Annotated in this window: 15 protein-coding genes; 3 read left to right on the plus strand and 12 right to left on the minus strand. The window is 72.1% G+C overall.

What is annotated here, in order from left to right; translation table 11 throughout:
• Window positions 1–91: 91 nt before the first annotated feature.
• On the minus strand, window positions 92–1,666 hold the full coding sequence (locus AB0D66_RS01560; protein WP_362294969.1) for an ABC transporter permease: 1,575 nt from the start codon (window positions 1,664–1,666) through the stop codon (window positions 92–94).
• Window positions 1,663–2,562 carry an ABC transporter ATP-binding protein gene (locus AB0D66_RS01565; RefSeq protein WP_362294972.1) on the minus strand — a complete coding sequence of 300 codons (900 nt, stop codon included), beginning with the start codon at window positions 2,560–2,562 and terminating at the stop codon, window positions 1,663–1,665. Before AB0D66_RS01565 ends, AB0D66_RS01560 begins: the two co-directional genes overlap by 4 nt.
• Before the next feature lie 75 nt (window positions 2,563–2,637).
• Here AB0D66_RS01565 and AB0D66_RS01570 point away from each other — a divergent pair, with 75 nt between their 5' ends.
• Window positions 2,638–3,129 carry a MarR family transcriptional regulator gene (locus tag AB0D66_RS01570; RefSeq protein ID WP_362295831.1) on the plus strand — a complete coding sequence of 164 codons (492 nt, stop codon included), beginning with the start codon at window positions 2,638–2,640 and terminating at the stop codon, window positions 3,127–3,129.
• On the opposite strand, the gene AB0D66_RS01575 is transcribed toward AB0D66_RS01570, so the two are convergent.
• Both AB0D66_RS01575 and AB0D66_RS01580 read right to left on the minus strand, forming a co-directional pair.
• A complete protein-coding gene (locus AB0D66_RS01575) occupies window positions 3,102–3,905 on the minus strand; it encodes a hypothetical protein (RefSeq protein ID WP_362294974.1) in 804 nt (267 codons plus the stop codon). The two genes, AB0D66_RS01570 and AB0D66_RS01575, sit on opposite strands and share 28 nt — an antisense overlap.
• A gap of 64 nt (window positions 3,906–3,969) precedes the next feature.
• The gene (locus AB0D66_RS01580) at window positions 3,970–4,800 is read right to left on the minus strand and encodes a diacylglycerol kinase (protein ID WP_362295834.1); all 831 of its coding nucleotides are present in this window, start codon (window positions 4,798–4,800) and stop codon (window positions 3,970–3,972) included.
• Window positions 4,801–4,984: 184 nt separating this feature from the next.
• Between AB0D66_RS01580 and AB0D66_RS01585 the strand changes: the two genes are divergently transcribed.
• Window positions 4,985–6,268: an adenylosuccinate synthase gene (locus AB0D66_RS01585; protein WP_362294977.1), complete on the plus strand. Its 1,284-nt coding sequence runs from the start codon at window positions 4,985–4,987 to the stop codon at window positions 6,266–6,268.
• 143 nt (window positions 6,269–6,411) lie between these two features.
• Complete coding sequence (locus tag AB0D66_RS01590; protein ID WP_362294979.1) at window positions 6,412–10,356, plus strand: hypothetical protein; 3,945 nt, start codon at window positions 6,412–6,414, stop codon at window positions 10,354–10,356.
• A 74-nt stretch (window positions 10,357–10,430) separates the two neighbouring features.
• Here the strand turns inward: AB0D66_RS01590 and AB0D66_RS01595 are convergent, their stop codons facing one another.
• The 8 genes from AB0D66_RS01595 to fbaA all read right to left on the minus strand — a co-directional run bounded on the left by AB0D66_RS01595 (window position 10,431) and on the right by fbaA (window position 20,569).
• Window positions 10,431–12,137: a hypothetical protein gene (locus tag AB0D66_RS01595; RefSeq protein ID WP_362294982.1), complete on the minus strand. Its 1,707-nt coding sequence runs from the start codon at window positions 12,135–12,137 to the stop codon at window positions 10,431–10,433.
• 47 nt (window positions 12,138–12,184) lie between these two features.
• Window positions 12,185–13,798 (minus strand): hypothetical protein, encoded by a 1,614-nt coding sequence (locus AB0D66_RS01600; protein ID WP_362294985.1) that lies wholly within the window; start codon window positions 13,796–13,798, stop codon window positions 12,185–12,187.
• A 135-nt stretch (window positions 13,799–13,933) separates the two neighbouring features.
• Entirely contained in the window at window positions 13,934–15,544 is a 1,611-nt protein-coding gene (locus tag AB0D66_RS01605; RefSeq protein WP_362294988.1) for a hypothetical protein, read from the minus strand.
• A 221-nt stretch (window positions 15,545–15,765) separates the two neighbouring features.
• Entirely contained in the window at window positions 15,766–16,644 is an 879-nt protein-coding gene (locus AB0D66_RS01610; RefSeq protein ID WP_362294991.1) for an alpha/beta hydrolase, read from the minus strand.
• 171 nt (window positions 16,645–16,815) lie between these two features.
• Window positions 16,816–18,021 (minus strand): kynureninase, encoded by a 1,206-nt coding sequence (kynU, locus tag AB0D66_RS01615; RefSeq protein WP_362294993.1) that lies wholly within the window; start codon window positions 18,019–18,021, stop codon window positions 16,816–16,818.
• Complete coding sequence (locus AB0D66_RS01620) at window positions 18,014–18,859, minus strand: tryptophan 2,3-dioxygenase family protein (protein WP_361750610.1); 846 nt, start codon at window positions 18,857–18,859, stop codon at window positions 18,014–18,016. The genes kynU and AB0D66_RS01620 overlap by 8 nt, the downstream gene beginning before the upstream one ends.
• Before the next feature lie 147 nt (window positions 18,860–19,006).
• A complete protein-coding gene (locus AB0D66_RS01625; RefSeq protein WP_362294997.1) occupies window positions 19,007–19,420 on the minus strand; it encodes a DUF3151 domain-containing protein in 414 nt (137 codons plus the stop codon).
• A 126-nt stretch (window positions 19,421–19,546) separates the two neighbouring features.
• Window positions 19,547–20,569, minus strand: coding sequence for a class II fructose-bisphosphate aldolase (gene fbaA, locus AB0D66_RS01630; RefSeq protein WP_362294999.1), 1,023 nt, complete (start codon window positions 20,567–20,569; stop codon window positions 19,547–19,549).
• Window positions 20,570–20,676 lie beyond the last annotated feature (107 nt).

A 20,676-nucleotide genomic window follows, 5' to 3' on the forward strand; every position in this document is an offset into this window, starting at 1 on the left:
CCGCTACGACAAACGCGCCTACGTTTTCCACGGCACCATCACCACAGCAGCCATCAGACTCTGGCTCCGCGAATGATCCGCCGGACAGAACCTAGGCCGCCATGTCGCGGCGGCGGAGGGCCAGGAGTCCGGCGCACATCAGGGCCGCCGCGAGGGCCGTCAGGGTCAGCAGCGGGGACCAGGCCAGCGCCTCGGCCCCCGGCAGCTTCGGCAGGTGGGCGAAGGGCGAGAGGTTCATGACGGCCTCCGGGAGCCGCAGCGCCGGCCCGATCCAGCCGAGGGCCAGCGCGGTCCCGGCCACCGCCCAGGCGGCCACCGCGTACCTGGGTGCCGCCCCGTACAGCAGCGCGGCGACGGCCCCGATCACCCAGACCGCCGGGAGCTGTGCGAGCGTGGCGCCGACCGCCGCGGCGACGCCCTGCCCGCGCCCGATGCCCAGGCCGAGCCCGCCGAGCAGCAGGATCAGCGCCGAGCCCGCGAAGGCCACGGCCAGGTGGCCGCCGGCCCAGCGCAGCCGGCCGACCGGGTGCGCGAGCAGGGGTTCGGCGCGCTGCCCCGACTCCTCACCGCCGAGCCGCAGTACCGCCGAGACGATGTACAGGGCGGCGACCAGGCCGAGCATCCCCGCCATCGTGGCGAGGAACGCGTCGGCGATCCCGCTCTGACCGCCCATCCGCTCGATGATCTCCCGCGTCCTCTCGTTGTCGCCGACCAACTCCGTGGCCCCGTCGGTCATCCCGCCGAAGACCGCACCGGCGACGAGGAAGCCCAGGCTCCAGCCGGCCAGGCTGCCGCGCTGCAGCCGCCAGGCCAGCGCTCCGGCCGAACCGAGCCGGCCCTGCGCGGGGCCGGGCCGGGCGGGCAGGAAGCTCATGCCCACGTCACGGCGCCCGGCCAGCGCGTACGCCGCCGCCACCTGGGCGGTGACGGCCCCGGCGAACAGGGCGAGCACCCACCAGCGTTCGCCGGCGAAGGCCCGTACGTGCTCCAGCCATCCCACGGGAGAGAGCCAGGTCAGCGCCGAGGAGCCGGTCCGCGAACCGGCGTCGCCCGCGGCGCGCAGGACGAAGGCGGCGCCGAGCACCGCCCCGGCGAGCCCCTTCGCGAGCCGTGCGCTCTCGGTGAGCTGGGCGGCGACGCCCGCCAGCCCCGCGAAGACCATCCCGGTGGCGCCGAGGGCGAGCCCGAGGGCCGCCGCCCCGCCCGCGCCCCGCCCGGCGAGGCCGGCGGTCACGACCAGTGCGACGAGGCCGTTCGCCACGAGGGCGGCGAGCAGCGCGGCGGTCAGCGGCGCCCGTCGTCCCACCATGGCGGCGCAGAGCAGCTCCTGACGGCCCGTCTCCTCCTCCTCGCGGGTGTGCCGGACCACGATCACCAGGCTCATCACCCCGGCGAGCAGCCCCGCGAAGACCCCGCTGCGCCACGCGGTCAGGGCGCCGACCGAGTCGCCGAACAGCGGGCCGTACAGGGCGCGCAGGGAACCGTTGCCGCCCATCGTGACGACCAGCCGGGACCGTTCGGCGGGGGTCGCGTACACGGATTCGAGGGCGGCGGGCATGCTGAGCACCAGCAGCGACACGACCGCGACCCAGACGGGCAGCATCACGCGGTCGCGGCGCAGGGCCAGCCGCAGCAGGGCGCCCGTCCCGGCCAGTTGGTTCTTCATCGCGCCGCGCCTTCCGCGTCCGCGTAGTGCCGCAGGAACAGTTCTTCGAGGGTGGGCGGGGTCGAGGTCAGCGACCGCACGCCCGACGCGGTCAGGGCGCGCAGTACGGCGTCCAGCTTGTCGGTGTCGGCCTGGAGGCTGACCCTCAGGCCCTGCACCCGCACGTCGTACACGCCCGGCAGCTGGGCGATGCCGTTCGGCGCCCCGGCGAGCTCGGCACTGATCGACGTGCGGGTGAGGTGGCGGAGGTCGCCGAGCGTGCCCGTCTCGACGGTGCGGCCCTTGCGGATGATGCTCACCCGGTCGCAGAGGGCCTCGACCTCGCCGAGGATGTGCGAGCTGAGCAGGACGGTGCGCCCGGCGGCGCGGGCCTCGGCGACACAGGACCTGAAGACGCCTTCCATCAGCGGGTCGAGGCCGGAGGTGGGTTCGTCGAGGATGAGCAGCTCGGCGTCCGAGGAGAAGGCGGCGACGAGCGCGACCTTCTGCCGGTTGCCCTTGGAGTACGCGCGCCCCTTCTTGGTCGGGTCCAGCTCGAACCGCTCGGTCAGCTCGGCGCGGCGGCTGCGGTCGAGGCCTCCGCGCAGCCGCCCGTAGAGGTCGATGACCTCGCCGCCGGAGAGGTTGCGCCACAGGGTGACGTCGCCGGGCACGTAGGCGAGGCGGCGGTGCAGGGCCACGGCGTCGGCCCACGGGTCGCCGCCGAGGAGTTCGGCGGCGCCGGAGTCGGCGCGCAGCAGGCCCAGCAGGACCCGGATCGTCGTGGACTTGCCGGCGCCGTTGGGGCCGAGGAAGCCGTGCACCTCGCCGGTGGCCACGGAGAGGTCGAGCCCGTCCAGCGCGTGGGTGCGGCCGAACGCCTTGTGGAGTCCGGCGACGCTGATTGCCTTCGTCATGTCTCCGAACGTACGCTTCTTTCACAAAATTGTGAAGTTAGGAAATCACGTAAAGTTGGGCGGGTGGCGGACGATATGGCGGACGAGATGGCAGTACGTGACGGGGAAGCGGTCTCCCGCTTCGTGGAGCGGTTCGGCGCGCAGCTGACCGAGGCGGGCATGCCCCGGATGGCCGCGCGGGTCTTCGCGCAGCTGCTGGCGAGCGACACCGCCGCGATGACCTCGGCGGAGCTGGGCGAGGCGCTGCGGATCAGCCCGGCGGCGGTGTCCGGGGCGGTGTCCTACCTGGCGCAGGTCAACATGGTCAGCCGCGAGCGCGAGCCGGGCTCCCGGCGGGACCGGTACGTCCTGCACAACGAGCTCTGGTACGAGACCTTCACCCGGCGGGACCAGGTGCTGACCCTGTGGGAGAAGACCCTGCGCGAGGGCGCGGCAGGCCTGGGCGCCGACACCCCGGCCGGGGCGCGCGTCGCCGAGACGGCGGCCTTCTTCGCGTTCATGCAGGGCGAGCTGCTCGGGCTGCTGGACCGCTGGCGGGCCTACCGGGAGACCCTGGACCTGGGCTGATCCCGCGCCGGGCGGACCCGCCCCAGCCGGCGGGCCGCCGGGACCCACAGGACGGCCCCGACCGCGGGATCCCCGGCCAGCAGGACCCGCACCACGCCGGTCCGGGAGGCGGGATCACCGGGGTCCGGGCCGCCGGAATGCGGACCGCCCGGGCTCGGAGCCCCCGGGCTGGGGCCCGCCGCGCTCGGACCCGCCGCGCTCGGGCCCCCCGCGCTCGGGCCCCCCGCGCTCGGGCCCCCCGCGCTCGGACCCGCCGCGCTCGGACCCGCCGCGCTCGGGCCCGCCGCGCTCGGGCCCGCGGGAAGCGGAGGGCTGGCCGGAGCCAGCGGGCCGGGCGGAAGGACCCGCCGGCCCAGCAGCCCCAGGGTCAGCCGACCCCGATGCCCACTCGAAAACGCAGCCCCGCCCGCGGCCCCCGGCCCGCCCGGAGCCCCCGCCCCGCCCGCAAGCCCAGGCCCTCCCGCACCCCCGAGCCCCTCCACCCGCCCCTCCAGGACCAGTACCGGCGGGAGCCAGCCCCTGCGCACCACGACGGCCTCGTACGAGGTCCAGCGCGCGGCCGGGTCGCGCAGGGCCCGCCCGGCCCACCGGGCCGCCAGGAGCTCCCGTATCCCGAGCACCACCGGACTCAGCAACACCACCAGCACCGTCGGCCGGGTGAGCACCGCCGCGACCACCGCCGGCCAGCAGAACACCGGCAGCAGGCACAGCAGCAGCCCGTCCCGCCGCCAGTCGGCGAGCGCGCCGCGCATCGCCTCCGAGACCGCCGCCGTCACCGCGCCACCGCCCCTGAGCCCGTGGCCGGGGCAGCCGCCCGGCCCCGACCGCCCCCGACGGACGTCACCTCGGCACGGTCAGCGCCCACGCCGAGGGATGCAGGGTCCACGTGCGCCGCCGGACCGGCCCCGTCATCGCCGCGTCGGCCCGGTAGCGGAAGTCCGTGCCCGACACCGAGACCGTCTTGGCGCGCGCCGACACCGCCGAGCCCGCGCCGCCGCCACCCGTCCGCACGACGACCTCCGCGAGGCCCCCGTCCTCCCCGGTGGCCACCGAGACGTCCTCGACCGGCCGGTCCACGTCCGCCAGCACCACCCCGTCCGCCTCCACCCGCAGCCGCAGCCGGGCCGCGTCGCCCGCGCCGGCCGCCGGGCGGACCAGCGTCCGCACCAGCGAGCGGTACGCGCTCCACACCGAGGGCACGGCCGGGGACCCGGCGGCCGCCGACCGCAGCGGCGGGATCCGCAGCGAGCGCAGGACCACCCCGTCGCTGTCGTCCACCAGCAGGTCGCACATCCGTACCGCCCCCTCCAGCACCGCGCGCGCCGCCGCCACGGCCGACAGCGGCACGCCCAGCGCCCCGGCCAGCCCCAGCGACCCCGTGGGCCCCACCGGCACCAGCGAAAGGGCCCCCTCCGCCAGCCCCCGCTCCCGGTGCAGCAGCCCCACGGCGCGCACCAGGGCCCGGTCGTCGCCCACGATCACCGGCCGCCGATGACCCCGGCGGGCCAGAGCCCGCGCAAACTCCTCCTGTGAGTCCGGGAGGCAGATTTTCGCCGCCGCGCCCGCTGACAACACATCCTTCGCGATCCGCACGGACTCGCCGTCAAGACGGCGGGCGACCGGGTCGACGAGCACGAGCAGGCCGCCTACCGGCGCGCCCGCGTGGCTCATGGTGGGCTCTGGAGCCGACACCTCGGTCCTTCCTCGGGTAGCATCTTTGTGCAAGAGGCCCTTGCGCTATTGCGCCAGGGCCTTCGTCTATTCCGGGGCACCGGTCCGACGGCTCAGCCTGCGGTGTACATCGTCGTACGCCCCCTGACCTTGGACATGCCCCATCCGGAAGAGGTGTACGCCTGTGCCCGCTCTTGTGCTGCTCGGAGCTCAGTGGGGTGACGAGGGCAAGGGAAAGGCCACCGACCTGCTCGGTGGATCCGTCGACTATGTAGTGCGCTACCAGGGTGGCAACAACGCCGGCCACACCGTCGTCGTAGGCGACCAGAAGTATGCACTGCACCTTCTCCCTTCCGGCATCCTCTCCCCCGGATGCACCCCGGTCATCGGTAACGGCGTCGTGGTCGACCCGGCCGTCCTGCTCTCCGAGCTGCGCGGCCTCAACGAGCGCGGCATCGACACCTCCAAGCTGCTCATCAGCGGCAATGCGCATCTGATCACGCCGTACAACGTCACCCTCGACAAGGTCGGCGAGCGCTTCCTCGGCAAGCGCAAGATCGGTACGACCGGCCGCGGCATCGGCCCGACGTACGCGGACAAGATCAACCGCATCGGCATCCGCGTCCAGGACCTCTACGACGAGTCGATCCTGATCCAGAAGGTCGAAGCGGCGCTCGAGGGCAAGAACCAGCTCCTCGCGAAGCTCTACAACCGCCGCGCGATCGACGCCAACGCGATCGTGGAGGAGATGCTCCAGTACGCGGAGCAGATCAAGCCGTACGTCGCCGACACCACCCTGATCCTCAACAACGCGCTGGACGAGGACAAGGTCGTGCTCTTCGAGGGCGGCCAGGGCACCCTGCTCGACGTCGACCACGGCACGTACCCCTTCGTCACCTCCTCGAACCCGACCGCGGGCGGCGCCTGCACCGGTACCGGTGTCGGCCCGACGAAGATCAGCCGCGTCATCGGCATCCTGAAGGCGTACACGACCCGCGTCGGCGCCGGCCCGTTCCCGACCGAGCTGTTCGACCAGGACGGCGAGGACCTGCGCCGCATCGGCGGCGAGCGCGGCGTGACCACCGGCCGTGACCGCCGCTGCGGCTGGTTCGACGCGCCGATCGCGCGCTACGCCACCCGCGTGAACGGTCTGACCGACTTCTTCCTCACCAAGCTGGACGTGCTGACCGGCTGGGAGCAGATCCCGGTGTGCGTCGCGTACGAGATCGACGGCAAGCGCGTCGAGGAGCTCCCGTACTCGCAGACGGACTTCCACCACGCGAAGCCGATCTACGAATACCTCCCCGGCTGGTCGGAGGACATCACCAAGGCGAAGACCTTCGAGGAGCTGCCGGCGAACGCCCGGGCGTACGTGAAGGCCCTCGAGGAGATGTCGGGCGCCCCGATCTCCGCGATCGGCGTCGGCCCCGGCCGCACCGAGACGATCGAGATCAACTCGTTCCTCTAGGCACGGAACAACGCAAGACCCGAGGGGCGGGACGCGCTTGAGGCGTCCCGCCCCTCGGGCTGTCCGCAGCGGGCGCTACACTCCGCCTGCCCGGAGCTCCTGCGCAGGTCACAGAGCTGGGGCCCATCCGAACTGGGGGGTTCATGAGTTTGCTGCCGATCGGCAGAAGAGGGCGGAGCAGACGGGGGCGGGGCGGCGCGATCGCCGCCTCGGGCACCCTGCTGCTCGCCCTGCTGGCCTCGCTCGCGGGCCAGACGGGTACGGCGACTGCGGCAGCGGCGCCGCCCGTCAGCGCCCCGGTCGCGGCGCAGCCGACGGCCGCCGGTCCACAGGTCACGCGTCAGCAGGATCCCGAAGCCGACCCGCAGGCAGCCGTACTCGCGCTGGAGAAGGGCGAGGTCTCCCAGCCCTGCCCGGTAACCGCGGCTCCGCACACGGTCGTCGCCTGCACGGTCGACCCGTTCAAGACGGCGTCCTTCGCGCTCACCCTGCCACAGCAGAAGGACCTCGTCCTGCTGCGCGTCAGCACGAGCAATGCGGCCACCACCAAGCTGATCGCACCTGGCGGCGCCCAGGTCACGTGCGAGTTCACCCAACCCGGAGCACGACGGTGCCCCACCAGTCAGGCCGGGACGTACACGGTGCAGGTCACGGACAGGGGCGGCGTGGCGAACGGCATCTCCGTGTCGTACTCCCCCCTGCTCTCGTCCACCGCGTGCCAGGCGATCGGTGCAGGTGACAGCAAGCTCGGCGGACCGACCGTGTTCGCCAAGTCGCTGTCGACCGGCTCGACCGGTGATTGCTACACCCTGGACCTGGTGGCAGGTGACGTCCTGCGCTCCTACAGCTCCAACGAGGAAGTCCTGCAGAGCGTGTACGACGCCTCGGGCAAGGAGATCTGCACGACCTACCCCCGCGCGGACTACGCCATGGACTGCAAGCTCACGGGCACCGCGCCCTTCCGGATCTCGGCACTGGAGACCTGGGGCAGGGCCGCCGTCTACGACTACTCCATGGCCCGGCTCTCCAGGCCGGAAGGCTGCGTGCAGGTCGTCCCGCAGGCCTTCGGGGCTGCACCGGACCTGAGCCGGACGGAGCAATGCCGCATTATTCGGGTCACGCGGGCGGCCGAGCACTCCTTCGCCGCGGTCTCCTCCGGCATACTCCCGCTCCCTTCGAAGCTCCTCTCCGCAGCCGGCGAAATCGTTCCCGGCTGTGGCGAACGCACCTGCGACCTGTCCCCTGGTGACTACACCTGGTCGGCGGACCCCCGGTCGCGGAATGTCACGGCCTTCGGCATCGCGTTCGTCTCCGTCAAGGAGACGAGGGGATGCACGGCGACCCACGACAACGGCCTCGTGGCCGGTCCGGTCACCGGAGCGTTCGGCGCGCCCGGGCAACAGTTCTGCCTGAACCTTCCGACCGCTACCGGGAAGGGCATCTACACACTGAACCGGCCGCCGACCGGCGGCAGCCATGTCCAGGTGAAGGTGTACGACGCGTCCGGGACCCTGCAGTGTGACACCGGGCCCATCTGCAAGCTGACCGGCACGGCCCCCTTCCGTGCCCACCTGAGCGGACAGCCGGGCTCCACCTACGGACTCGTCTTCCACCGGACAGGCGAGGCCGGCGGTTGCTCGCCCTGGCCTCGGTCCACATTCGGCGATGGTGCCTGGGGCGCCGAGGTCGCGGTCTCCGCGATCCACAACTGGGGTTGTCTCAGCGTGCCCGGGGACTCGCACTCCACTGCCGAAATGATCGACTACGCCAGCAGCTCAGGCATGGGGCGCGCGACAGTCAGGCTGGTCGACGACGCAGGCGACGTGAGGTGCGAGACCAACGGCGACAACAGGGCCACCCCATGCTCCCTCGCCCCGGGTGTGCCCTACACGGTGCTGTTCGTCATGAGCTGGGGCGGCGAATCGACGTTCAAGCTCGTCCGTCGTGACGTGACGACGAGTACGCACTGTGCGACCCCGGCGTCCATGATGACGGGGGGCCCTTCCTCGGTCTTCGACCTGACGTCCGACCTTGACGCACGCTGCGTGCGCGTGGACGCAGCCACCACGGACAAACTCTGGATCGCTGCACGGACGCCCGGCCACCACGGCGGCGAAATCTCCCGTCTGACCGTCGTGGACAGCGACGGCCGCCTCGTGTGCCCGGCCTCTCGCACCTCCTGCCGCGCCGGCGGCTCGACCTCGTACACAGCGGTCATCGCATCCGACGCGGCTCGCGATGTGCCCCTATCGCTGAAGCTGGACACCTGGCGAGTGGGAACGGCTTCGGGCTGGGCCCCCGAATGCACCGCCAACAAAGTCGCGATCAATGACTTCCCCACCCGGAGCGGGACTCTTTCCGAAACCTCAAGCGCGTATTGCGCCGTGATCGACATGCGGCCCGGCCAGTCGTTCACGGCTTCCGGCAACACCTCGAACGTAGGAACCGCAATGCCGGACCTCGACCTGATGAGCGGACCGGGATGGACTTCTGAGGCGAGCGGCTACGGGTGCTCGAACGGGGACCCCAGCCGTTTGTTCTTCTCCTGCCGTGCGAGCGCCGACGCGGTACCCGGCCAAGCGGTCCTGCTGTTGAGCCCCGGCGGGGCCCGCACCCCCGTCGACTTCCACCTGAAGGGGATCTGCGACGCGGGCTGCGTTCCGCCGGACCTGACCGGCATCAGCCCGTCGACCAGCACGGCCGGTACACGTACCGGAGCTGTCGTCAGCGGTACCGGGCTCACCCGCGACACCGAGCTCACGCTGATCCGCAGCGGCTCACCGGAACGGGCCCTGGAGCCCGTCACACTGAACGCCGACGGAACTCAGCTGCACGTCACAGTCGACACGAACGGGCTGGAGCCCGGCCAGTACGACCTGCTGATCAACGGTGCTGCCTACACCAGCGGAGTGCCCTCGCCGGGCTACCTCCCCAAGGCGTACACGGTCACCGCCCCCGCGCCCGCCCAGAAGGGCAGCCGGTTCGTGCCGGCCGGGCCCTCGCGGTTCCTGGACACGCGGGATGGCACCGGCGCCAAGAAGCAGCGGGTCGGGCCCGGTGGCGTCGTCACCCTCCAGGTCGCCGGAGTCAAGGGGATCCCGGCCGCCGGGGTGACCGCGGTCGTCATGAACGTGACCGCCGTCCACCCGACCGAGGCCGGGCACGTCACCGTCTTCCCCAACGGCCGACCGGCGCCCCAGTCGTCGAACCTCAACTTCACGGCCGGGCAGATCGTGCCCAACCTCGTGGCCGTGCCCGTCGTCAACGGGAAGGTCGACCTGCGCAACAACGCCGGCTCGGTGGACCTGATCGCCGACGTCACCGGCTACTACACCGACAAGGCCGGGGTCGGCTCCGCGCTGAACTCGATCACACCGTCCCGGTTCCTGGACACGCGGGACGGCACCGGCGCACAGAAGCAGCGGGTCGGACCGGGCGGGGTCGTCACCCTCCAGGTCGCGGGCGTCAAGGGCATCCCCGCCACCGGGGTGACCGCGGTCGTCATGAACGTGACCGCCGTCCACCCGACCGAGGCCGGGCACGTCACCGTCTACCCCAACGGGCAGGCGGCACCCGACGTGTCGAACCTCAACTTCACGGCCGGGCGGATCGTGCCGAACCTAGTGACCGTGCCCGTCGTCAACGGGAAGGTCGACCTGCGCAACAACTCCGGCTCCGTCGACCTGATCGCCGACGTCACCGGCTACTACGCAGCCACCGGCTCGACCTTCTCCGCGGCGGGCCCGGTCCGGCTGCTCGACACCCGCGACGGCACCGGTGCCCGGGCGGGCGCCGTGGGTCCGGGCGGTTTCGTCAGCCTCCAGGTGGCCGGGGTCTCCGGAGTGCCCGCGGAAGGCGTGACCGCCGTGGTCCTGAACGTCACGGTCACCAACCCCACCGAGGCCGGCCACCTGATCGTCCACCCGCACGGGCTCGCGCGCCCCAACGTGTCGAACCTCAACTACACGGCCGGGCAGACCGTCGCCAACCTGGTGGTGGTCCCGGTCGTGGACGGGCGGGTGACGTTCTTCAACAACTCCGGCTCCGTCGACGTGATCGCCGACCTGAACGGCTACTTCACGTCCTGACGCCCGCAGGTGCACGGGCGAAGGGCCCGTCCGATCGCGAGATCGGACGGGCCCTTCCACATGTCAGCCGGGGGTCAGTTCTTCTCGTAGAAGCCGAACATGTCCACGACGAGGTCGGTCTCGTCCCAGCCCTGGTTCCAGAAGTCGATGACGCTGCCCTTGCCGGCGCTCGCCTGGGCGAGGTTCGGAACGGTCGAGCCCGTCGTCCAGTTGAGCGTGGACGAGACGGGCCGCTCGGGCCAGCCCGCCGTGCCGTTCTCGTACAGGTCCCAGGTGTTCGGGTCCGGCGAGACCGACAGGAAGCCGTCTCCGCGGGGGTTGGTGACCGTGGCGTTCAGGACGTAGCCCTCGATGCCGGGGTAGCCCGTGTAGATCGGCAGGGGGACGTAGCCGCGGGCCGGCAGCGGGCCGTAGGCCCACGTGCGGGTGTCGAGGAGCCGGTTGGGGACGAGCGGCATGAAGGCCGCCTTGCTGTCGGGGCTGTAGTAGCCGACGACGTCGACCACCACGTCGGCCGGGGCCCAGCCGCCGTTGCGGATGCTGATCCTGCCGTCGGGCCCGATCGGCACGATCACCGAGTTGGCGACCGTCTGACCGGCCGAGAAGTTCACGCTGGACGTCGACGGCGCCGCCTGACCGCTCGGGAAGGCGGTCAGGTGACCGGCGTCCTTCGGGTTGGTGACGGTCATGTTCAGGGCCACCGCGGTGGCGCCCTTCGGAACGCCCCGGCGGTCGGCGATGTCCAGTCCGAACGTGCCGTAGCCCGGGACCTGGCCCTTGATCGTGCCGAGGCCCTCGCGCGTGTCCGCGAAACGGACCGGAGCCAGCGAGGTGTAGCCGCTGGACTCGGTGCGGCCGAAGTAGCCGGTGACGTCCGCGATCAGGTCGACCGATCCGGCACCGCTGTTGATCAGGTGCACATAACCCTCGTGCACCGGAACGATCACCAGGTTGGGGACGGTCTGGCCGGCCACGTAGTTCACGTTCGACGTGGTGGGCTCGAAGAAGTCCTTGCCGGGCTGGACCGCGACGTACCCGGCGGAGGTGGCGTTGGTGACCGTGACGTTGAGCGCCACGGCGGTGACGCCGGCCGGGATCTTGCCGACGCCGCCGATCTTCAAGGCGGTCATTCCGTACGGCCCGACCTTGGCCTTCGCCGCACCGGTCCCCTGGCGGGTGTCCAGCAGCCGAGTGGGCGCGTGGGGCGTGAAGTCGGAGCCCGCCGTGGTGATCTCGGTCTTGTTCACGGCCGAGACCTTGTTCGTCGCGTCCCACACCGAGACCGTGACGGTGTAGGTGCCGACCTCGGCGTAGCTGTGGCTGTTGTTCAGCACGGTGGAGCCGGAGGCGGTGACCCGGTCCGCGGTACCGTCGCCCCAGGCGATGCTGATGTCGAGCGAGGCGTCGGCGCTCGTGACGGTCGACTCCAGGTCGAGTCCGTGCGCGGTGTGGCTGGATCCGGCCAGCTCGACGGCCAGGGCCGGATTGCCTTCGGCGGCCTGAGCCTGAGGCTGAGCGTGTGCCTGCGCCCCTGCCTCTGCCCCTGCGGCCTTGTTCTTGCCGGCCGGCGGCGCCGTACGGACCGTACGGTCGGCGGGGCTGGCGAAGGTCAGGGCGGCGGCAGCCCGCGCCTTGTCCAGGTCCACGCCCGGAGCGGTCGGCCCGCGACCCGCGGCCGCGGGACCCGTCGGAGCGGGGCCCGCGGCCTGGGCCATGCCCGGGACCAGGCCGAAACCCGCCGCCACGAGGGCGGCGGAGACTACGAGTCGGCGGTTGCGCACCGAACCCCCATGCTTCTGTCGATGCTCGGTCGTCACGTCCGGAACCCCTACTTGGTCTCGTAGTAGCCGAGGCAGTCGACGATCACGTCGACCGGCTCCCAGCCCTGGTTCCAGAAGTCGATGACGTCGCCCTTGCCCCCGGACGTCTGGACCAGGTTCGGAACGGTCGCGCCCGCCGTCCAGTTGAGGGCCGAGGAGCCCGGACGCTCCGGCCTGACCTGGAGGCCCTTCTGGTAGTCGGTCCAGGTGTTCGGGTCAGGAGCGACCGAGAGGTGGCCCGCACCGCGCGTGTTGGTGACCGTGGCGTTCAGCACCCAGGCCGTGACGGGCTCGGCCGAATCGCCCATGAGCGGCAGCAGCAGGTACTCACGCGCCGGCACCGGACCGGCGGTGCGGTACCAGGCGTCCTGGCGGGTGTCGATCATCCGGAACGGCTCGTCCGCCGCCCGGAAGGCGGCGTTGCTGGTGGGGCTGTAGGAGCCGACGACGTCGATCACCACGTCGGCCGGCTTCCAGCTGCCGTTGCGGATGGTGATCTTGCCGTCGGGCCCGATCGGCACGATCACCGAGTTGGCGACCGTCTGACCGGCCGCGAAGTTCACGCTGGACGTGGACGGCGCCGCCTGACCGCTGGGGTAGGCGGTCAGGTGACCGGCCTCCTGCGGGTTGGTGGCCGTCAGGTTCAGCGCCACGGCGGTGGCACCCTTCGGGATCCCGGCCAGCCCGGCGACCTCGACGCCGAACGTGCCGTAGCCGGCGACCTGGCCCTTGGCGGTGCCCAGGCCCGAGCGGGTGTCGACGGCGCGGACGGGCGTCAGCGGGGCGTAGCCGCCCGCCGCCGAGTGGGTGAAGTAGCCGGTGACGTCCGCGATCAGGTCGACCGGCGCCCAGCCGCCGTTGACCAGGTGCACGTAGCCGTCGACGACCGGCACGATCACCAGGTTCGGGACGGTCTGGCCCGCGACGTAGTTGAGGTTGGACGTCTTGGGCGGGATGAAGTCCTTGCCGGGCTGGACCGCGATGTGGCCCGCCTCCGCGGCGTTGGTGACGGTGACGTTGAGGGCCACGGCGGCGACGTCGGCGGGGATCTTGGCGCTGCCGCCGACCTTCAGGGCCACCATGCCCTTCGCCCCGACCTTGGCCTTGGCCGCGCCGACGCCCTCGCGGGTGTCCAGCAGCCGGGTGGGCGCGTGCGGGGTGAACTCGCTGCCGTCGGTGACGTACGCGACCTCGTTCACGACCGTGACGCCGTTCGTCGTGTCCTTCACCGTGACCTTGACCGGGTACGTCCCGACCTCGGCGTACAGGTGGCTCCGGCTCTGTACGTCGGCCCCGGACGCGGTGTACTTCTCCGTGGTCCCGTCGCCCCAGGCGACGGTGACCTCGAGCGCGGCGGCCGCGCTCTTCACGTTGGTGACGAGCAGGACCTCGTGCGCGGAGTTGTGGTAGGCGTCCAGTTCGATCGCGAGGTCCGGGTTGCCCGCCACGGCAGCCCCGGACGTGACGACCGTACGGTCCGCGCCGCTGCGGACGGCCTTGGCCCCGCCCTGCTCCCCGGCCTTGCCCGGCGTCCCCGCGGACGCCGCCACCCCGAGGCCCCCCGGCGCCACCGGGCCCGCCGCCTGGGCGGTGCCCGGGATCAGACCGATACCGGCTGCCACGAGGGCAGCGGAAACTACGAGTCGGCGATTGCGCACCGGCCCCCCATTTTTCTGTTCACGTGTGTGGGTGTGCGAGGTAGGACAACGCCCCGGGTCCGGCCTTCGCGGCCGGGCCCGGGGCGTTGACGGGTTCCGCTACTTGGTCTCGTAGTAGCCGAACATGTCGACGATCAGGTCCGTGGGCTCCCAGCCCTGGTTCCAGAAGTCGACCACGCCGGTGGTGCCGGCGCTCGCCTGGACCAGGTTCGGGACGGTCTTGCCGGCCGTCCAGTTCAGGGTCGAGGCGGTGGGACGCGTCGGGTTGACCGCGGTCTCGTCCCAGTAGTCCTCGAGCCGGTTCGGGTCCGGGGCGACCGAGAGGAAGCCGGCGCCCTGGGTGTTGGTGACCGTGGTGTTCAGCACGTAGCCGGCGATGCCGGGCTCGTCGCCCGAGATCTCCAGGGCGAAGTACATGCGGCCCGGCAGCTCGCCGTAGATCGGGCTCTCGGGGTCACGGCTGTCGATCAGGCGGCCCGGCGCCGACGGCACGTAGGCGCCGTTGCTCGCCGTGCTGTAGTAGCCGACGACGTCGACGATCACGTCGGCCCCGGCCCAGGCGCCGTTGCGGACGCTGATCTTCCCGTCAGCGCCGACCGGCACGATCACCGAGTTGGCGATGGTCTGACCGGCCGAGAAGTTCACGCTGGACGTGGACGGAGCCGTCTGGCCGCTCGGGAAGACGGTCAGGTGACCGGTCTCCTTCGGGTTCGTGACGGTCACGTTCAGCGCCACGGCGCTGACGCCCTGCGGCACCCCGCGCAGGCCGCTGATCTGCGTGCTGAAGACCGCCTGGCCGGCGACCTGGCCCTTGGCGGTGCCCAGGCCCTCGCGGGAGTCGACGAAGCGGGTCGGCGTCATCGACGCGTAGCCGCTGGACGCGGACCGGGTGAAGTAGCCGGTGACGTCGGCGAGCAGGTCGATCGACTGCCAGCCGCCGTTGAACAGCTCCACGTAGCCGTCCTTGCCGACCGGCACGACGACCAGGTTCGGCACGGTCTGGCCGGCCTCGAAGTTCACGTTCGAGGTGATCGGCTGCTCGTGGCCCGAGCCGAAGACGGTGACGTGACCGGCCTCGGTGGTGTTGGTGGCGGTGACGTTCAGGACGACCGCGGTGACGCCCGCCGGAATGCCGCCGTTGCCGCCGACCTTCAGGTGGGCCGTGCCGCGCGCCGGGACCTTGCCCTTGGCGGCGCCGATGCCGCTGCGGGTGTCCAGGAGACGGGTCGGGCCGTACGGGGTGAAGTCCGAGCCCGCGGTCTGGATCTGGAAGTCGTTGACGACCTCGGCCTGGTTCGCGGTGTCCTTCACGGTGACCTTGACGGTGTACTCGCCGAGCTCCGCGTAGGTGTGCTGGTTCGTCAGCGTGGTGGACCCGCCGGCGGTGGTCGTGTCCTTCTTGCCGTCGCCCCACTCGATGGTGACGGCGAGCGTGGCGGGCGCGCTGACGATCTCCGTGTTCAGCGTGAGACCGTGCGCGGTCTCGGTCGCCGCGTTCAGGACGATCGCCAGGTCCTGGTTGCCCACGGCGGCCCCCTGCGCCTGGGCGGTGGCGGCCTTGTCCTGGGCCCCCGGCAGGCTCCGCCGGACCGTGCGGTCGGCGGGGCTGCTGAACTTCTGGTTGCTCGACGCCGCGGCCTTGTCCAGGTCGACGGCGGAGGCGGCCACGCGGTTGGCGGCCGGCTTGCCCGGGTCGGCCGCGTGGGCCATTCCGGGTATGAGCCCCGCACCGGCTGCGATGAGTGCGGCGGATACTACGAGACGGCGACTGCGCACCGATCCCCCCATTTTTGAACGTGCTCAGGATGTATCGGGTGCAGCCTACATAGCTTACGGCGCGGGTTCAGCCGGGTATTCGGGCGGGTGGGGGAACCGGGCCCGGATCTGCCCTGACCTGTCCCGTTCTAGGCAGCCGCCGACAACTTCGCCCCCTACCAGGCCAGCTGCGAGATCTCCTCGGCCACCACCGCGCACGCGTCCGCCGCCGGGTCGATGAGGGGGAAGTGGCCGACCCCGTCCAGCAGGGTCAGGCCCACCGTCTCCCCCGCCTTCGCCGCCGCGGCCACGTACGACTCCGCCACCGCGGGCGGGACCACGATGTCCTCGCGGCCCTGGACCACGGCCGTCGCGATGCCCGTCGGGAGCAGGGCCGCCGGATCGGCGCAGGGGAGACGGGCGGCGAACTGCTCCGGCCCGCCCAGCAGCTGCGCACTCGCGCCCCCGCACACCCCGAGCTCCTCGGCCACCGCGAAGTCCGCGATCGGGGCCAGCGCCACCACCCCGCGCAGCATCGGCGGGGAGGGCAGCCTCCACGGCGAGTCGTACGGGAGCACGTGCCGGGCCGCGCCCCACAGCGCGAGGTGCCCGCCCGCCGAGTGGCCGGTCAGGACCACCCGGCGGATGTCGGCCTGCGGCAGGGCGGCCGCGGCGAGGCCCGGGAGCGCGTCCAGCGCGGCGGCGACGTCGTCGAAGGTCTCGGGCCAGCGGCCGGCGACCGGGCCCTCGGAACCCTGGTGCGGCAGGGAGCGCCCGCGCCGGTACTCGACGTTGGCGACCGCGAAACCCTGCCGGGCCAGGAAGTCGGCGAACGGCGTGACGTGCTGCCGGTCGTACGGGGCCCGCCATGCGCCGCCGTGCAGTACGGCGACCAGCGGAGCCGGGCCCGCGCCCGCGCCGCGCGGGGCGTAGAAGTCGACGACCTGGTCCGGGTGTTCCCCGTACGCGGCGGTCGCGTCCGGCGCGACCGCCGGATGGGAGAAGGCCGAGGCGGCCTCGGCGGCGTCCCGTTCCACTGCGGCGGGGTCCGTCATCGGCTCAACCTCTCGGTAACGCGTGGGACAGCGGGGACAGATGTTCCGGTGGTCCGGCAGAGCGGGACCGTATCAGTCTGGAACGAGCCGTTCCGTGCGGGGCCCGGGATATGCCGGAGCGGGCGGAGCCGTAGCCCCGCCCGCCCGGTGATGTGACGTTTCGCTACGGGGTCACCCGAAAATGTGACCCAGTGTGCGCGCCGCACGCTCCGCGTCGGCGAAACCGACGTAGAGCGGGGTGAACCCGAAGCGCAGGACGTCGGGGGCGCGGAAGTCGCCGATCACGCCGCGCGCGATGAGCTCCGCCATGACCTCGCGGGCGTTCGCGGTGCGCAGCGAGACCTGGCTGCCGCGCTGCGCGTGCTCGGCCGGGGTGACCGCTTCGACCCTGCCCTGCGGGACGTACGCCGCCACGCATGCGAGGAAGAAGTCGGTCAGGGCGAGGGACTTGGCGCGCACCGCTTCCACGGACACGCCGTCCCACACGTCGAGCGCCGCCTCCAGGGCCAGCATGGACAGGATGTCCGGCGTGCCCACGCGGCCGCGCCGGGCGCCGTCGGCCGGGGTGAACTCCGGCGTCATGGCGAAGGGGTCGGCGTGGCCGTTCCACCCGGGGAGGGGGGAGTCGAAGGCGGCCTGGTGGCGCTCGGCGATGTACAGGTACGCGGGGGCGCCGGGGCCGCCGTTGAGGTACTTGTACGTGCAGCCGACCGCGAGGTCGACGGCGTGCTCGTCGAGGCCGACGGGGAGGGCGCCCGCGGAGTGGCACAGGTCCCAGACCGCGACCGCGCCGGCGGCGCGGGCGGCGGCTGTCAGGGCGGGGAGGTCGTGCAGCCGGCCCGAGCGGTAGTCGACGTGGTTGAGGAGCACCACCGCGGTGTCCTCGCCGATCGCCCGCGCGGCGTCGGACGGGTCCACCGGGACCACCTCGAGGCCGGTCATCCTGGCCGCCGAGGCGGCGATGTAGCCGTCGGTGGGGAAGGTGGCGGCGTCGACGAGCAGCCGGGTGCGGCCCGGCTCCGCCAGGCGGGCGGCGCCGACCAGGGCCTTGAAGAGGTTGACGCTGGTGGAGTCGCCGACCACCACCTGGCCGGCGGCCGCCCCGATGAGGGGGGCGATCTTGTCGCCGATCCGCTCGGGGGCGGTCCACCAGTCGCTCTCGTCCCAGGAGCGGATGAGGAGCTCGCCCCACTGCCGGGCGACGACGTCGGCGGTGGTCTCGGCGACGCCGGCCGGCAGCGCGCCGAGGCTGTTGCCGTCGAGGTAGACGACGCCTTCGGGCAGGGTGAAGCGCTCGCGGAGCTTGGCCAGCTCGTCGGCGGTGTCCAGGGCCTCGGCGCGGGCCTGGAGATCAGGTGTCCGCATCGGCTCAGACATGGCTGCGGGCCGTCCACAGTTCCGGGAAGACGTTCTTGGAGGCGCGCTTCTCCAGCCAGGTGACGCCCGCGGAGCCGCCCGTGCCGGTCTTGGCCCCCATCGCGCGGCGGGTGGCCACGAGGTGGTCGTTGCGCCAGCGCCAGACCAGCTCGGCGACGTCCGTGAGGACCTCGCCCAGCCGGTGCAGGTCCAGGTGCTCGTCCGGGGTGGCGTACAGGCCCGTCCAGACGGCCTCGACCTGCGCCGAGGGCTCGTAGCGCTGCGAGAGGTCGCGCTCCAGGACCTCGGCCGGGACCGGCAGGCCGCGGCGGGCCAGCAGGCGCAGGACCTCGTCGTAGAGGCTGGGCTCGTGCAGGGCCTTCTCCAGCTCCGCGTGGACGCGCGGGGCGCCGCGGTGCGGGACGAGCATGGAGGCGGACTTCTCGCCGAGCAGGAACTCCATCCGGCGGTACATCGCCGACTGGAAGCCGGAGCCCTCGCCGAGCGCCGAGCGGTAGGCGTTGAACTGGCCCGGGGTGAGCTGGGCGAGCGGGCGCCAGGAGGCGTTGAGGGCCTCGAGTTCGCGGAGGGATCGTTTCAGCGCGTCCATCGCGACCGGGACGCGGTCCTCGCGCAGGGCCTTCGCGGCGGTTTCCCACTCGTGGACTATGACCGTGAACCACAGCTCCATGACCTGGGTGGTGACCAGGAAGACCATCTCGCCGGGGTCGTCCGAGCGGAGGTGCTGGAGGTGGGTGAGGACGTCCGCCTGGACGTAGTCCTCGTACGGGGTCGTGCCGGCGAAGTCGAGGTTCGGGGTGTCCGAACCGGCTCCGGAGGCATCAAGGGTGTTCGACATCGCTGTCTCCTCGACACGTGCTTCCGGGTAGCGGTCCGCTCCTTCCGTGAGGCAAGTGGAGCCCCGGTCCCCTGCCCGCATCATAGGACGCGGTCGGGGCGGGGCTCCAGCGGGGAGTGGCGTACGTCACAATCCCGCCCTCGGAACCTACGCCTGCAGCGCGTCCGCGGCCGTCTGCGAGGAGTCGCGCAGGAAGGTCGAGCACCGCTCGTGCTCCTCCTTCTCGCCGATCGCCTCGGCCGCGCGGGCCAGGGCGTTCAGGGCGCGCAGGAAGCCGCGGTTCGGCTCGTGCTCCCACGGCACGGGCCCGTGGCCCTTCCATCCGGCCCGGCGCAGGGCGTCGAGGCCGCGGTGGTAGCCCGTGCGGGCGTACGCGTACGACTCGACCGTGCGGCCGGCGGCGAAGGCCTCGTCGGCGAGGGTCGCCCAGGCGAGGGAGGAGGTGGGGTGCGCGGCCGCCACCTCGACCGCGGGGGTGCCGGACGCCAGGGCCTCACGGCCGGGCTCGTCGGGGAGGTGGGTGGGGGCGGGGCCCCCGAGCAGGTTCTGGTGAATGGACATGCCCCCAGTCTGGGGTATCGCGGGGCGCGCACGCCGAAGGGCCCGGCCCGCCGTCGTGGACGGCGGGCCGGGCCCTTCACTGCGCGCGGCGTGCACGGACGCGGACGAACGTGCCCGCGTGCGCGCCTACTTCAGCTTGGTGCCCGTGGAGCGCAGGTTGGCGCAGGCCTCGGTGACGCGCGCGGCCATGCCGGCCTCGGCGGCCTTGCCCCAGGTGCGGGGGTCGTACTTGGACTTGATGCCGACCTCGCCGTCGACCTTCAGCACACCCGCGTAGTTGCTGAACATGTGGTCCACGACGGGGCGGGTGAAGGCGTACTGGGTGTCGGTGTCGAGGTTCATCTTCACGACGCCGTTCTCCAGCGCGGTGGCGATCTCCTCGGCCGTGGAGCCCGAGCCGCCGTGGAAGACGAAGTCGAACGGCGAGGCCTTGCCGTACTTCTCGCCGACACCGGCCTGGAGGTCCTTGAGGAGCTCGGGGCGCAGGACCACGTTGCCCGGCTTGTAGACGCCGTGCACGTTGCCGAAGGAGGCGGCCAGCAGGTAGCGGCCCTTCTCGCCCAGGCCCAGGGCCTCGGCGGTGCGGATCGCGTCCTCGACGGTGGTGTACAGCTCGTCGTTGATCTCGTGGCTGACGCCGTCCTCCTCGCCGCCGGTCGGGGTGATCTCGACCTCGAGGATGATCTTCGCGGCGGCGGCCTTGGCGAGCAGCTCCTGGCCGATGGCCAGGTTGTCGGCCAGGGTCTCGGCGGAGCCGTCCCACATGTGCGACTGGAAGAGCGGGTTCAGACCCTTGGCGACGCGCTCGGCGGAGATGTCGAGCAGCGGACGCACATAGCCGTCCAGCTTGTCCTTGGGGCAGTGGTCCGTGTGCAGCGCGACCGTGATGTCGTACTTCGCGGCCACGATGTGCGCGAACTCGGCCAGGGCGACCGCACCGGTGACCATGTCCTTGTTGTACTGGCCACCCAGGAACTCCGCACCACCGGTGGAGATCTGGATGATGCCGTCGCTCTCGGCCTCCGCGAAGCCGCGCAGCGCAGCGTGCAGGGTCTGGGACGAGGTCACGTTGATGGCCGGGTAGGCGAACTTGCCTGCCTTCGCCCGGTCGAGCATCTCGTTGTAGACCTCGGGGGTTGCGATGGGCATCTGTCCGCTCCTTGGATGTGCGGGGAGTGTGCTTATTGCGGGCCCTGACCTGGGGGCGACGTCATCGTCGCACCCATCTTTCCAGACTCCGCCCGACACTCCACCCC

The organism is Streptomyces sp. NPDC048270 (genome assembly GCF_040652335.1).
In the GTDB taxonomy this organism is placed as follows: Bacteria; Actinomycetota; Actinomycetes; order Streptomycetales; family Streptomycetaceae; genus Streptomyces.

Excerpts from the sequence above, each read along its gene's own strand:
- AB0D66_RS01560 (WP_362294969.1), bottom strand. The coding sequence starts at position 1,666 with ATGAAGAACCAACTGGCCGGGACGGGCGCCCTGCTGCGGCTGGCCCTG.
- AB0D66_RS01565 (WP_362294972.1), bottom strand. The coding sequence starts at position 2,562 with ATGACGAAGGCAATCAGCGTCGCCGGACTCCACAAGGCGTTCGGCCGC.
- AB0D66_RS01570 (WP_362295831.1), top strand. The coding sequence starts at position 2,638 with ATGGCGGACGAGATGGCAGTACGTGACGGGGAAGCGGTCTCCCGCTTC.
- AB0D66_RS01580 (WP_362295834.1), bottom strand. The coding sequence starts at position 4,800 with ATGAGCCACGCGGGCGCGCCGGTAGGCGGCCTGCTCGTGCTCGTCGAC.
- AB0D66_RS01590 (WP_362294979.1), top strand. The coding sequence starts at position 6,412 with ATGAGTTTGCTGCCGATCGGCAGAAGAGGGCGGAGCAGACGGGGGCGG.
- AB0D66_RS01605 (WP_362294988.1), bottom strand. The coding sequence starts at position 15,544 with ATGGCCCACGCGGCCGACCCGGGCAAGCCGGCCGCCAACCGCGTGGCC.
- AB0D66_RS01610 (WP_362294991.1), bottom strand. The coding sequence starts at position 16,644 with ATGACGGACCCCGCCGCAGTGGAACGGGACGCCGCCGAGGCCGCCTCG.
- kynU (WP_362294993.1), bottom strand. The coding sequence starts at position 18,021 with ATGTCTGAGCCGATGCGGACACCTGATCTCCAGGCCCGCGCCGAGGCC.
- AB0D66_RS01620 (WP_361750610.1), bottom strand. The coding sequence starts at position 18,859 with ATGTCGAACACCCTTGATGCCTCCGGAGCCGGTTCGGACACCCCGAAC.
- AB0D66_RS01625 (WP_362294997.1), bottom strand. The coding sequence starts at position 19,420 with ATGTCCATTCACCAGAACCTGCTCGGGGGCCCCGCCCCCACCCACCTC.
- fbaA (WP_362294999.1), bottom strand. The coding sequence starts at position 20,569 with ATGCCCATCGCAACCCCCGAGGTCTACAACGAGATGCTCGACCGGGCG.